Annotated in this window: 11 protein-coding genes; 3 read left to right on the forward strand and 8 right to left on the reverse strand. The window is 71.4% G+C overall.

Annotation, left to right across the window (positions count from 1 at the left end; translation table 11 throughout):
- The first annotated feature begins 37 nt into the window (after positions 1–37).
- A complete protein-coding gene (locus tag AB0878_RS40775) occupies positions 38–1,657 on the forward strand; it encodes an ATP-binding cassette domain-containing protein (protein ID WP_366586888.1) in 1,620 nt (539 codons plus the stop codon).
- A gap of 352 nt (positions 1,658–2,009) precedes the next feature.
- On the opposite strand, the gene AB0878_RS40780 is transcribed toward AB0878_RS40775, so the two are convergent.
- The gene (locus AB0878_RS40780) at positions 2,010–2,405 is read right to left on the reverse strand and encodes a hypothetical protein (protein WP_366586891.1); all 396 of its coding nucleotides are present in this window, start codon (positions 2,403–2,405) and stop codon (positions 2,010–2,012) included.
- Between the two features lie 122 nt (positions 2,406–2,527).
- On the opposite strand from AB0878_RS40780, the gene AB0878_RS40785 reads away from it, so the two are divergent.
- Positions 2,528–2,797 (forward strand): hypothetical protein, encoded by a 270-nt coding sequence (locus AB0878_RS40785; protein ID WP_366586893.1) that lies wholly within the window; start codon positions 2,528–2,530, stop codon positions 2,795–2,797.
- A 173-nt stretch (positions 2,798–2,970) separates the two neighbouring features.
- On the opposite strand, the gene AB0878_RS40790 is transcribed toward AB0878_RS40785, so the two are convergent.
- The 7 genes from AB0878_RS40790 to AB0878_RS40820 are packed head-to-tail and all read right to left on the reverse strand — an operon-like array spanning position 2,971 to position 11,832.
- Complete coding sequence (locus AB0878_RS40790; RefSeq protein WP_366586896.1) at positions 2,971–4,143, reverse strand: amidase; 1,173 nt, start codon at positions 4,141–4,143, stop codon at positions 2,971–2,973.
- 2 nt (positions 4,144–4,145) lie between these two features.
- A complete protein-coding gene (locus tag AB0878_RS40795; RefSeq protein WP_366586899.1) occupies positions 4,146–5,960 on the reverse strand; it encodes a hydantoinase B/oxoprolinase family protein in 1,815 nt (604 codons plus the stop codon).
- A complete protein-coding gene (locus AB0878_RS40800; protein WP_366586902.1) occupies positions 5,957–8,068 on the reverse strand; it encodes a hydantoinase/oxoprolinase family protein in 2,112 nt (703 codons plus the stop codon). Before AB0878_RS40800 ends, AB0878_RS40795 begins: the two co-directional genes overlap by 4 nt.
- Positions 8,065–8,934: an aldolase/citrate lyase family protein gene (locus AB0878_RS40805; RefSeq protein ID WP_366586905.1), complete on the reverse strand. Its 870-nt coding sequence runs from the start codon at positions 8,932–8,934 to the stop codon at positions 8,065–8,067. The genes AB0878_RS40800 and AB0878_RS40805 overlap by 4 nt, the downstream gene beginning before the upstream one ends.
- Positions 8,928–10,094 (reverse strand): acyl-CoA dehydrogenase family protein, encoded by a 1,167-nt coding sequence (locus AB0878_RS40810; RefSeq protein ID WP_366586908.1) that lies wholly within the window; start codon positions 10,092–10,094, stop codon positions 8,928–8,930. Before AB0878_RS40810 ends, AB0878_RS40805 begins: the two co-directional genes overlap by 7 nt.
- Positions 10,079–11,311: a CoA transferase gene (locus AB0878_RS40815; protein WP_366586911.1), complete on the reverse strand. Its 1,233-nt coding sequence runs from the start codon at positions 11,309–11,311 to the stop codon at positions 10,079–10,081. The genes AB0878_RS40810 and AB0878_RS40815 overlap by 16 nt, the downstream gene beginning before the upstream one ends.
- Positions 11,308–11,832 carry a MaoC family dehydratase gene (locus AB0878_RS40820; RefSeq protein ID WP_364046666.1) on the reverse strand — a complete coding sequence of 175 codons (525 nt, stop codon included), beginning with the start codon at positions 11,830–11,832 and terminating at the stop codon, positions 11,308–11,310. Before AB0878_RS40820 ends, AB0878_RS40815 begins: the two co-directional genes overlap by 4 nt.
- A gap of 171 nt (positions 11,833–12,003) precedes the next feature.
- Between AB0878_RS40820 and AB0878_RS40825 the strand changes: the two genes are divergently transcribed.
- The gene (locus AB0878_RS40825) at positions 12,004–12,735 is read left to right on the forward strand and encodes an FCD domain-containing protein (RefSeq protein ID WP_366586914.1); all 732 of its coding nucleotides are present in this window, start codon (positions 12,004–12,006) and stop codon (positions 12,733–12,735) included.
- The last annotated feature ends 148 nt before the right edge of the window (positions 12,736–12,883 follow it).

The raw sequence follows: 12,883 nt of genomic DNA on the forward strand, positions 1-12,883 counted from the left end.
ACGGGGTCCGCCGGGCCCGCCGGTAGAGTGCGCGTCCATGGGTCACCTGGAGGTCGCGCACCTCGACTACTCGCTGCCCGACGGGCGGCCGCTGCTCGGTGATGTGTCGTTCCGGGTTGCCGACGGTGCCGTCGTTGCGCTGGTCGGCCCCAACGGCGCCGGGAAGACGACACTGCTGCGCCTGCTCTCCGGTGAGCTGAAGCCGCACGGCGGCACGGTGACGGTGTCCGGCGGGCTGGGTGTGATGGGTCAGTTCGTCGGCTCGGTCCGCGACGAGCGAACCGTGCGCGACCTGCTCGTGTCGATCTCGCCCGAGCGTATCCGCACCGCCGCGGCGGCCGTGGACGCGGCCGAGGAGCGGCTGCTGACCGTCGACGACGAGGCCGCGCAGATGAAGTACGCGCAGGCGCTGAGCGACTGGGCCGAGGTGCGCGGCTACGAGTCGGAGACGACCTGGGACGTGTGCACCACGGCCGCGCTCGGCGTGCCATACGAGAAGGCGCAGTGGCGGCTCGTGCGCACGTTGAGCGGTGGCGAGCAGAAGCGGCTCGTGCTGGAGGCGCTGCTGCGCGGCCCGGACGAGGTGCTGCTGCTCGACGAGCCCGACAACTACCTCGACGTGCCCGGCAAGCGCTGGCTCGAGGCGCGCCTGGCGGAGACGCGCAAGACGGTGCTGTTCGTCTCGCACGACCGCGAGCTGCTCGCGCGGGCGGCGGAGAAGATCGTGAGCGTGGAACCCGGCCCGGCCGGCAGCGACGCGTGGGTGCACGGCGGCGGGTTCGCCACCTACCACGAGGCGCGCGACGATCGCTTCGCCCGCTACGAAGAGCTGAAGCGGCGCTGGGCCGAGAAGTACGCGCAGCTGAAGAAGCTCGTCCTCGACATGCAGCAGTACGCCGCCCGCAGCGACGAGATGGCGTCCCGCTACAAGGCCGCGAAGACGCGCCTGCGGAAGTTCGAGGAGGCCGGGCCGCCGCCGGAGCCGCCGCGCCGGCAGGACATCCGCATGCGGCTACGCGGCGGACGCACCGGCCTGCGCGCCGTGACGTGCGAAAACCTTGAGCTCACGGGCCTGATGAAGCCGTTCTCGCTGGAGATCTTCTTCGGCGAACGCGTGGCCGTGCTCGGCTCCAACGGCTCCGGCAAGTCGCACTTCCTGCGCCTGCTCGCGGGCGGCGACGTCGCGCACACGGGCCGGTGGAAGACCGGCGCCCGCGTGGTGCCGGGCCACTTCGCCCAGACGCACGCCCACCCGGAGCTCACCGGCCACACCCTCGTCGACATCCTCTGGACCACCCACGCCAAGGACCGCGGCGGCGCCATGGCCGTGCTGCGGCGCTACGAGCTCGAACGCCAGGGCGACCAGCCCTTCGACCGCCTGTCGGGCGGCCAGCAGGCCCGCTTCCAGATCCTCCTCCTGGAACTCGGCGGCGCCACCGCCCTCCTCCTGGACGAGCCGACGGACAACCTGGACCTCGAATCGGCCGAAGCCCTGCAGGCCGGCCTCGAAGCCTACGAAGGCACCGTCCTCGCGGTCACCCACGACCGCTGGTTCGCGCGCTCCTTCGACCGCTACCTGGTCTTCGGCTCCGACGGCGTCGTGCGCGAAACCCCGGAACCGGTGTGGGACGAACGGCGGGTGGACCTGGCCCGCTGATCAGCGCGGCAGTGGCAGCGCTGGGGCGGCACCGAGGCCAAGCAGCCGACGTGGCAGCGACTTGCGGCCGGCAGTGCAGCCCGCCGACCGGCGCAGAGGCGACCGACGGGCGGAGGCAAAGCCAGCCGCGCAGACCACGAGACCGAGCCAGAGTCGTGGCTCGACTGGCGGCGCGGCGGCCGAACGAACGGTGGGCGGAACCGGCCCGCTGGTCGGCGTGGCGAAGGCGACCGGTGGGCAGGCCAGACCGAGCCTCACAAGTCACGAGATCGAGCCGAGGGTGCGGATCCGACGCCCAGACCCGCGGCGCTCGGCCATACCCGCGCTTCGGCGGGTGGACCGGGCCAGCTGATCAGCGCGGCAGCGGCAGAGCCAGCTCGGCGCGGGTCACCGAGATGGAGCCCAGCGTGTGGGACCACCAGGTCGACGCGAGTTCCTCCAGGAGGAAGCGGCCTTCGACGCGTTCCGGGGACATCCCCGTGGTGCTGGGCTCGTCGGGTTCGTCGCGTTCGACGTCGATGCGGAGGCGGGGCGGGTGGGCGGCCAGGCCGAGGCGCAGGGCGCGGAAGGAGGCGCCGTCGCGGGTGGCGTCGGTGACGAGTTCGTCCATGAGCTGCACGGCGTCGCCCACCACGGGAGCGGGTACGTGGGCCAGCATGGCCCTGAGCGTGACCCGGGCGGCCTCCGCGGTGTCCGGGCCGTTGAACACGGCCGTGGCGGCGCCGGGCGGCCGCGAGTCCTCCGTCATGGTGGTGCCCCTCCCCTGTCGGGCGATGATCGAGCGCAGTGCAGGTACCCAGAGCCTCCAGGGTTCAACCGTCCGAGTTCAGACGCGGCCATATGCTGGAACGGACGACCGGAGGTGAGCAGGTGCCAGACAGGCCACGACGCACCTGGTCGGCCGCGGAAAAGGCCGCTTACCGGGAGTTCGTGCGCGCCCACCACCCCGACGCGGGCGGTGACGCGGAGGCGTTCCGGGAGGGGCTGGCCCGGTTCCACCAGGTGGACAGATCCGCCAGGCAGCCCGAGTCCCGGCCGGCCGAGTCCGTGAGTTTCGTCGTGCGCAGGCGCGGGCTGACGCGGGTGCTCGCCGCGCTCGCCGCCCGCCGCAGGCGCAAGCGGCGGACGCGCGTGCGCTGAAGCGGGACCGCACGGCGCGGTCCCGCCGGCTGTAATACTCAACCGGCGAGACCTGGGGCTCGACAGCCGGGCCCTGCCGCCGATGCCATGGGAACCGGATAGACCCCATTACCAGCCCGTAAACATCGGGTCCGCGAAAAGTCCACCACCGGCCACAGTGGACCCCCCGCGCGTCACCGCAGCGGGCCGCGCGCCCGTTCGAAGGCCTCGGCCGCTCCCAGCAGCACGTCTTCCCGCCACGGCGCGGCGCTGAGCTGCACGCCCACCGGCATCCCGGACGACGGGTGCACCCCGCCCGGCACGCTCAGCGACGGCCCGCCGTACGCCGACCACGCGTAGGTGAACCGGGCGATCTCCCGCGTCGACGCCGCGAGGTCCACCCCCTCGCGCAGTGGTACGTCCACCGGGATCGTCGGGGTCAGGACCACGTCGACCTCGGTGAACACCGCGTCCACGCGCGAGCGGAACCCGGTCAGCCACGCCCGCGCCGCCTCGGTCCGCGCCGGGGGCACCTCGAGCCCGAGCAGCAACCGCCGCCGGACGTCGGGGTCGATGCTCTCCGGCGCGTCGCGCAGCCGAGCCGCGTGCACGGCCGCCGCCTCCGGGTACATCACGTCGAGCATCCGCCCCTGCGCCTCCGCGGCCGACGGCACCTCGACCGGCACCACCTGCGCCCCGAGTCCGCGGAACACACCCACGGCCGCGAGCAGCACCGAAGCCACGCCGGGATCGACGTCCGCGGCGAAAAACCCGCCCGCCACGCCGATCCGCGGCAGGGCACCCGACCCGGGCAGCGGCTCCGCTCCGGTGAGCGCCGCCAGCACCGCCGCGGCCGTACGGACGTCGCGAGCCATCGGCGTCACCGTGTCGAACGACGGGCTCACCGGCAGCACGCCGCGGTTCGAGACCCGGCCGAGCGTCGGCCGCACGCCCACGACCCCGTTCACCGACGCGGGAATCCGGCCCGAACCGCCGGTGTCCGTGCCCAGCGACACGTCCGACAGCCCCGCCGCGACGGCCACCGCCGAGCCGCTGCTGGAGCCGCCGGCGATGCGCGCCGGGTCCCACGCGTTGAGGCAGTCGCCGAACGCGGCGTTGCGGCCGGTCGCGCCCATCGCGAACTCCGCCAGGTTGGTCTTGCCCACCACCGCGTACCCGGCCTCGCGCAGCGACCGCACGACGTCGGCGTCGGCCTCGGCCGGACCCGTCGCGAAGGACGCGGAACCGGCCGTGGTCGCCACGCCCGCGACGTCGATGTTGTCCTTCACCGTCGCGGTCGGGCCGCCGGCCGGGCCCGGGAGCACGGTGATGAGGGCGCGCAGCCGCCGCGCGAGGTCGGTGTCCACCGTCAGCCTCCCGTCCGCGCCCCGCGCACGCGGGCCGTCGCCTCCTCGTCGAGCGCCAGTGTCCGCGCGTCGAGCACCACGCCGTAGTGCTCGCGGGCGTCGGCGGCCGAGAGGTAGTCGTCGAGCACGTCCTCGCGCACGTCGCGCGCGTCCCGCTCGAACGGATCGCCGTAGCCGCCGCCGGAGGGCAGCTTGATCTCCAGCGTGTCGCCCGCGGCGCACTTCTCCTGGGTCACCTTCGAGTACAGCAGTTCCTCACGCTCGGTGCCCGCGTTGCGCACGAACGACCCCGCGACGCCGTCGTGCCCACCCGCGAGACCTCGCGGCGGGTCGGTGCGGTTGTCCGCCTCCGAGCCGATGAACGTGTCGGTGAGCATCTTCCACTTGCGGATGCTGCCGATGCCCCCGCGGTACCGGCCGGGTGCGGGCGGCTCGTCGCGCAGCTCGTAACGCTCCGCGATCATCGCGTGGTTGAGCTCGAGCTCTTCGATGGGGTTGTTGCGGGTGTTGGCCATCAGCGCGTCGACGCAGTCGAGGCCGTCCTTGCCGTTGCGCGCGCCGTAGGAGCCCTCGTTGATCTCGATGTAGACCCAGTACGACTGCCCGTCGGCGGCCAGGCCGGAGTACGCGATCGCGCACAGCGCCGCCGACGAACCCGCGACGGCGCGGTCCGGCAGCACGTCGGCCAGCGCCAGGTTGATCGAGTCGAAGATCCGGTTGATCTGCGAGAACCGCGCGAAGCACGAAGCCGGGAAGTCCGGGTTGAACAGCGTGCCCTCCGGCGCGTACGCCTTGGCCGGGCGGAAACAGCCGTCGTTCTGCGGCACGAACTCCTCGGTGAGCGCCTCGTCGAGCAGCAGCGTGCGCACGGCGGACGCGACGGTCGGGAGCACCGAACCCTCGAACGGCACGTTGAACGCGGTCGGCACCTGCTCGTGGGAACCCGTGAGGTCGACGACGATGTCGCTGCCCTCGACCTTCACCGTCACCGCGACCTTGAGCGGGACGTCGCGGTTCTTGCCGTCGTCGTCCAAAAAGGACAACGGTGCTTCGTAGCTGCCGTCCGGGATCTCCTGGATGCGGCGGCGCAGCATGTCCTCGGAGTAGTCCATCCACTTGTCGGCCGCCGACATCACCACGTCGAGGCCGTAGCGCTCCAGCAGTTCGAGGAAGCGCCGCTCCCCCAGCCGAGCGCACGCGATGAGCGCTTCGAGGTCACCGGCGTTCTGTTCGGGGGTGCGCACGTTGTCGAGGATGTGCTGGATCAGGGCTTCGTTGCGCACGCCGCCGTCGTAGATCTTCACCGCGTCCATGAGCTTGCCCTCGGCCCAGACGTCGACCACGTCCATGCACAGGCCGGGGAAGTTGCCGCCGATGTCGGACACGTGCCCGGTGCAGCCCGCGAAGCCGATGTGCTTGCCGCCGAAGAAGATCGGGATCATGATCCCGTAGTCCGGCGAGTGCGCCGCGCCGTGGTACGGGTGGTTGTGCAGCACCACGTCACCGGGCCGGTAGGTGCCGGCCAGCTTGCGGTTGATGCCGCGGATGTAGGCCGGGATCGAGCCGCAGTGCATCGGCGTGGAGTCGGATTCGCACAGCTCGCGCCCGTTGGCGTCGAAGATGCCGGCGCCGAGGTCCTCCGATTCCCGGATGAGGCTGGAGTACGCCATCCGGTAGAGGATCTGGGCCATCTCCTTGGCGATGGAGTTGAGCGCGCCGCCGATCACGCGCAGGGTGATCGGGTCGACGTCGACGGTGGTGAAGTCGCCGGGGGCGACTCCGGCGAGCGAAACGCCGGCGGGGTCGAGAGCGGTCACCGCTGGCCTCCTTCGATGGCTCGGCCGGGCTGGGCCGCGGCGGTGTCGATGACGAGGTGGCCGACGCGGTCGACAGTGGCGCGCTGACCGGGGCCGATGATGGTCGTGGAGTCGAACTGCTCGACGATCGCGGGACCTTCGAGCACGTTGCCCGCCTTGAGCCGCGCACGGTCGTAGACCTTGGTGGGAAACGGCGTGGCTTCGCCGGCGCCGGACCAGAACACCGCGTCGGTGGTGGTCTTCACCGCGGCCGACGGGTCGGTGCCGCCCGCCTCGACGTCGGCCAGCGGCACGTGCCCGACCTTGCCCACGGCGGTCACGCGCACGTTCACCAGGTGAACCGGTTTGTCGTCGAACCGCTGCAGATACGTTCGTTCGTGAACATCGTGGAACGCCGCGGCCGCCCGGGCCACCCAGTCGGCGTCGATCTCCCCGGACGGGGCGGGCACGCGCAGCTCGTAACCCTGGCCGATGTAGCGGCAGTCGAGGCTGCGCTCGATCACGACGTCCTCGGGCGAGAGGCCGTCGGCGCCGAGCTGCTCCACGGCGTGCGCGGTGAGCCGGTCGAACTCCGCGGTGATGCGCGCCAGGTCGGGGTCGGCCGAGGAGGTCCACACCGTCGCCGGGGTCTCGCTGCGGATGTCGGTGGCCAGCAGGCCCATCGCCGACGCGATGCCCGGGTGGTGCGGCACGATCACGCGTGGGATGCCGAGCTGTTCGGCGATGTGCCACGCGTACAGCGGCCCCGCGCCACCCTCGGCGACGAGCGAGAAGTCGCGCGGGTCGTAGCCCTTGCGCACCGAGTGCAGGCTGATCGCCTCGGTCATCGCGTGGGCGGCGATCTGGAAGATGCCGATGGCGGCGTGGCTCACGGACGTGCCGAGCTTCTCGGCGATGTGCTCGTCGATCGCCTTCACCGCGAGCTGCGGTTCGACCTCCATGGTGCCGGACAGGAAGCTGTCGGCACGCAGCCAGCCGAGCGCGACCATGGCGTCGGTGCTCGTGGGCTCGGTGCCGCCGCGGCCGTAACACGCGGGGCCGGGCGTCGCGCCGGCGCTGCGCGGGCCGACGCGGAACATGCCGCCTTCGTCGATGAACGCGATTGAGCCGCCGCCGGCGCCGATGGTGTCGACCTCGGCCATCGGGACCATGGCGTGGTAGTCGCCGATCCGCGTGTCGAGCAGGTGTTTCATGCGCAGCTTGCCGTCGGGCGCCACGCCGATGTCGGCCGAGGTGCCGCCGACGTCGAGCGTGATCACGCTCGGGAAGCCCGACGCCTCACCGATCGCGCAGCCGCCGAGCAGCCCGGCGACGACGCCGCTGGTGAGCAGCAGCACCGGGTTGTCCACGGCGCCGCGCGCGGTGATCAGGCCGCCGGCCGACGTCATCAGGCCGACCTCGCCGCGCACGCCGGCCGCACGGGTCGTGTTCGCGAGGTTGTCGACATAGCGCGAAACCTTGGGGCCGACGAACGCGTTGAGCGCAGTGGTGGAGAAGCGCTCGTACTCGCGGTACTGCGGCGCGACCTCGCTCGAGAGCGAGATGAACACGTCGGGGTACTCCTGCTCGATGATCCGCTTCACCGCCTGCTCGTGGGCGGGGTTGCGGTAGGAGTGCAGGAAACAGACCGCGATGGCCTGCACGCCGTTGTCGCGCAGCACCCGGACCTGCTCGCGCACGGCGTCCTCGTCGAGCGGCACGAGGACCGCGCCCGAGGAGTCGATGCGCTCGGGCACCACGCGGCGGTTGCGGCGGCGCACGAGCTGCCACTTCTGCCACGGCAGGTCCTGGTAGGACGAGTAGTTCAGCGGCCGCTTCTTGCGGGCGATGTGCAGGATGTCGCGGAAGCCCTCGGTGGTGATGAGGCCGACGTCCGCGCCGTTGTGCTCCAGCACGATGTTGGTGGCCACGGTGGTGCCGTGCAGGAACTGGTCCAGGTCCGAGACCGCGATGCCGAGGCGCTCACTCAGCTGCCGGACCCCGTCCATGGTGGCCAGTGCGGGATCGTGCGGGGTGGACGGGACCTTGTGCACCGCGACGGCACCGTCCTCGTCCCAGTACATCAGGTCGGTGAACGTGCCACCGACGTCGACTCCGATGCGTTTCACTGCTGGTCCTCCTCGATCAGCTGATCGGCTGCTTCGGCCAGGGCGAGCACGCGGCGGGCACGGCGGACGACGGCCGCGTCGACCATCCGTCCCGCGACCACGGCGACCCCGGTGTTCCCGGTGTTCCCGGTGTTCTTGGCGTTTTCGGTGTTTTCCAGCGCACGCAGGACGTCCTGCGCATGCGTGACTTCCTCGGTGGTGGGGACGAGGACTTCGTGGGTGAGGGCGACCTGCGCGGGGTGGACGCACAGGCGGCCGAAGAACCCGGCGCGCTGCTGCGCCAGGGTGTCGGCGCGGAACCCGGTGGGGTCGTCGAGTTCCGCGCTCACGGCGGCGGGTGGCGGGGCGAGACCGGCCGCGGCCGAGGCCACCACGACCTGGGCCCGCGCCCAGGCGAGTGGTCCGGTGTTCTCGGTGAGGCTCGGGGCGGCGGTGCCGAGCTCCGCGGCGAGGTCGTACTCGCCCAGCCCGAGCCGGGTCACGGCCGGGTGGCGGGCGAGTTCAGGCAGCTCCTGCAGGCCGTTCGCCGTCTCCACCAGGGCGAAGACGGGGACCTCGGTGCGCGCGGTGACCTCGGCGACGGCCGCCAGCTCGGCTTTCGGCAGGACGACACCGGCGATGCCCAGCGTGGTGACGGCGTCGAGGTCGGCTTCGAGGTGGTGGTCGTTGTTGACCCGCACCCACGTCCGCGGCGCGAGGTCCGGCCGTTCGCGCAGCCAGGCCGCCACCGCCGTCCGCGCGCCGGCTTTCGCTTGCGGTGCAACGGCGTCTTCGAGGTCGGCGATCACCGCATCGGCCACCGCGGCCGCCTTCGTGAGGCGGTCGGGGCGGTCGCCGGGGCAGAACAGCCCGCTGCGGGTCACCACCCGACCCGGCCCTTGCCCGCGATGAGCGACTTCGCGATGACAGTGCGCATCACGTCGCTGGTGCCCTCGCCGATCGTCATGAGGATCGAGTCGCGGTAGAGGCGTTCGATTTCGAACTCCGTGGAGTAGGAATAACCACCGTGCACGCGCATGGAGTCCTGCGCGGCCTGCAGGGCGACCTCGGAGGCGAACAGCTTGGCCATGCCCGTCTGCAGGTCGGAGCGTTCGCCGCGGTCCAAAGAGGACGCCGACCAGTAGGTGAGCAGCCGGGCGGCCTGCAGCTGCGTCGCCATCTCGGCGAGGCGGATCTGCGTGGCCTGGAACTCGGCGATCGGCTTGCCGAACGCCTTGCGCTGCGCGGAGTACGCGAGGGCCTCGTCGTACGCGCGCTGAGCGATGCCGAGGCTGCGGCCGGCGATGTTGAGGCGGCCGACCTCCAGCGCCGAGAGCACCTGCTGCAGCCCACGGCCTTCCACGCCGCCGAGCAGGTTCGCCGCCGGCACGCGGACCTCGTCGAGCACGACCTCACACGATTCGGTGCCCTTGTAGCCGAGCTTGGGGATGTCCCGGGTCACCTGGAAGCCGGGCGAATCGGCGTCCACGAGCAGCACGCTCATGCCCTTGTGCGCCGGTGTGGTGGTGCGATCGGTTTTCACCAGCACGGGCAACGGGTCGGCGTGGCGGGCGTTGGTGATCCACATCTTGGTGCCGCTGACCACGTAGCTTTCGCCGTCGCGGGTCGCGGTGGTGCGGATGCCCTGCAGGTCGGTGCCGGCGTCGGGCTCGGTCAGCGCGATGCCGGTGCGACGCTGCCCGGTCGCCAGTTCCGGCAGGTAGCGCTGCTTCTGCTCGGCGGTGCCGTGCCGGGCGAGCATCCAGCACGCGAGCGAATGGCTGCCCAGGATCCCGGCGATGCCCATCCAGCCGCGTGAGATCTCCTCGAACATCAGCGTGAACGAGACGAAGTCGGCTTCGCCGCCGCCGTAGGTGTCGGGGATCATCAGCCCGAACAGGCCGAGGTCGGCCATCTTCGCGACGATCTCGGCCGGGTAGCGGCCTTCGTGTTCCCAGTCGCGGGCCACCGGCACGATCTCCGTGTCGACGAAGTCGCGCAGGATCGCGCGGAACTGCTCCTGGTCGGGGCTCAGCGTGAAATCCACGGCGCGCTCCTGTCCGTTCCGAAGGCGCCTCGGCTCGCGAGCGCCTGGTAGTCCGCTTCGGAGGTGCCGAGCAGCTCGCTCAGCACTGCGGCGGTGTGTTCGCCCAGCAACGGAGCCCGGTGGTGCTCCGTCCGCGGCTCGCCGGCGCGCACGGGCGAGGCGACCTGGTGTACGGAACCGAACCGCGGATGTTCGGTTGTCACCACGAGACCCCGGGCCGCGGTGTGTTCTTCCACCAGCGCCTGCGGGATCGTGTTGATCGGCGCACACGGCACGCCGGCCGGTTCGAGCACGGACAGCCATTCGGCCGTGGTGCGCGTGAGGAGCTCCTTCTCCAGGTGCCCCAGGCATTCCGCCGAGTTGGCGTAGCGGCCGGCGGGCGTCGAGAACCGCTCGTCGGCCGCCCACGCCGGGGAGCCGACGGCCGCCACCAGGCGATCCCAGAACTTCTGCTTCGCGCAGCCGATGACGACCCACGAGTCGGCCGTCTCGAAGTTCTGGAACGGCACCAGGCTCGGGTGCGCGGAGTGGTGCGTGCGCCCGGGTTCGAAGCCGCGGTTGAGGTGCCAGGTCGCGAGGTAGGTGAGCATGCCGACCGCGGTGTCGTAGAGGCTCACGTCGCAGTCGGTGCCGACGCCGTCGCGGCGGGCGGCGTGGATGGCCGTGACCATCGAGAGCGCGGCCACGATCCCGCCGGTGTAGTCCACCATGGACAGTCCCGATTTGGTGGGCGGGCCGTCGGGCTCACCCGTCACGGACATCCAGCCGGCCAGGCCCTGCAACAGGTAGTCGTACCCGGGCTGGGCGCTGCGCGGGCCGGTCATGCCGTAACCCGAGAGCGAGCAGCAGACGATCTTCGGGTTGAGGTGCTTGAGATCCTCGTAGCGGATGCGCATCTTCGCCGGCACGTCGCCGCGCAGGTTCGAGTACACGGCGTCGCTGACCTTCACGAGCTCCTCGAAGACCTCGCGGCCGGCGGGGTCGGTGAGGTCGAGGACCACGGACCGTTTATTGCGGTTGAAGGCTTCGAAGAACAGCGAATCGCCGTCCTCGGCGTAGGGCGGGGTGTGGCGGCCGACGTCGCCGCCGGTGCCGGGGTCCTCGATCTTCACGATCTCGGCGCCGAGGTCGGCCAGGTGCACGGAGCCGAACGGGCCGGCACCGTACTGCTCCACGGCGAGCACTCGGACGTCGGCGAGCGGCAGGGGGCGGGTCATGCGCGGTCCCCCAGCGTCAGCGGTCCCGACTTCGCGGTGGGGAACGAGTCGATGGCGTCGGCCTCGGATCGCTTGTACACCAGCACAGTGCGGTCGAACGACAGGCATTCGTCACCGTCGCCGTTGAGGCCGCGGGTGTGCACGGACACGAGCCCCGCGTAGGGCTTCGAGGCCGACTCGCGCTTCGCGGTGCAGATCGACTCGCCGTAGAGCGTGTCGCCGACGAAGACCGGATGCGTGAGCCGCACGTCGGTCATCGCGAGGTTCGCGATCGCCCGCTGGCTGATGTCCGAGACGCTCTGGCCCAGCAGCATCGCGATCGTGAGCCCCGAGTTGACCAGGATCCGGCCGAACGGCGTGCGCTCGGCGTAGTGCGCGTCGAAGTGCGCGGGGTGGGTGTTCATGGTGAGCAAGGTGAACCACGTGTTGTCCGCTTCGCTGATCGTGCGACCCAGCGGGTGGCGGTAGACGTCGCCCACGGCGAAGTCCTCGTAGTAGCGCCCTTGCCGGCCGTCGTGCACCGTCAAAACGGCACCTCCGGGGAGTCGGCGGGTGGGAATCTGCGCTGAAGTATGCGCATCGGACCTGCGGTTGGCAATACCTCAGACATTTAAATCGCTCAGCTGGTGCCACGCTCGTTCCCGATGTCCTACGCTTCGAGGACCACGCTTTTTCCGACCGAGGGGGAACCGATGACCGAGACCGCCGGCCCACAGGCCGGCCTGCGGGTGCGCCGCGTCCAGGCGGCGTACCGCCAGGTGGCCGACCAGCTCAAGGACCAGATCCTGACCGGTGAGCTGACCGCCGGCACGCGGCTGCCCAACGAGGCCGAGCTTGCGCGGCTGTTCGGCGTCAGCCGCAGTACCGTGCGCGAGGCGCTGCGGCTGCTCGCGAGCCAGCACCTGGTGGACACCACGCGCGGCGCGACCGGCGGGACCTTCGTGTCGAGCCCGGACGCGCTGAGCGTCGCCGAGAACCTCGGCGGGGCGCTGGGGCTACTGGTGAACGCGCAGGGCATGACCGTGGAGAACCTGCTCGAGGCGCGGCTGATCCTGGAGCCGCTGGCCGCGCGGCTGGCGGCTTCCCGGGCCGACGCCGCGGGCCTGGAGTCCTTGGCGGGGGCGACGACGAGCACGTCCGCGCTGGCCCCGTCGAGCGGGTTCGTCGTGCACTGGGACTTCCACACGACGCTGGTCGCCATCACCGGCAACCCGCTGCTGCACCTGATGTGCCGCCCGATCAACGACGTGCTGCGCGGCCGGCTGCACCGCGACCGCATCCCGCGCGACGTGTGGGACCAGGTCGACGCCGACCACGTCGACATCCACCGCGCCGTGGCCGATGCCGACGCCGACGCGGCCGAGCGGCTCACGCGCGAGCACCTGCACAGCCTGCGGCCGCTGTACGAGAAGATGGAAGACTAAACGTCCGACATATGCCTTGCGGTGGGGCGGCGGGCACTGCACACTGCTGGGCATGCACCCGACCACCACGCTCGCCGGCCGGCTCGGGGAGTTCGCCGCCGGCGTCCGGTTCGAAGACCTGCCCGCCGCCGTCGTCGAGCAGGCGCGC

The organism is Amycolatopsis sp. NPDC047767, from assembly GCF_040704195.1.
In the GTDB taxonomy this organism is placed as follows: domain Bacteria; phylum Actinomycetota; class Actinomycetes; order Mycobacteriales; family Pseudonocardiaceae; genus Amycolatopsis.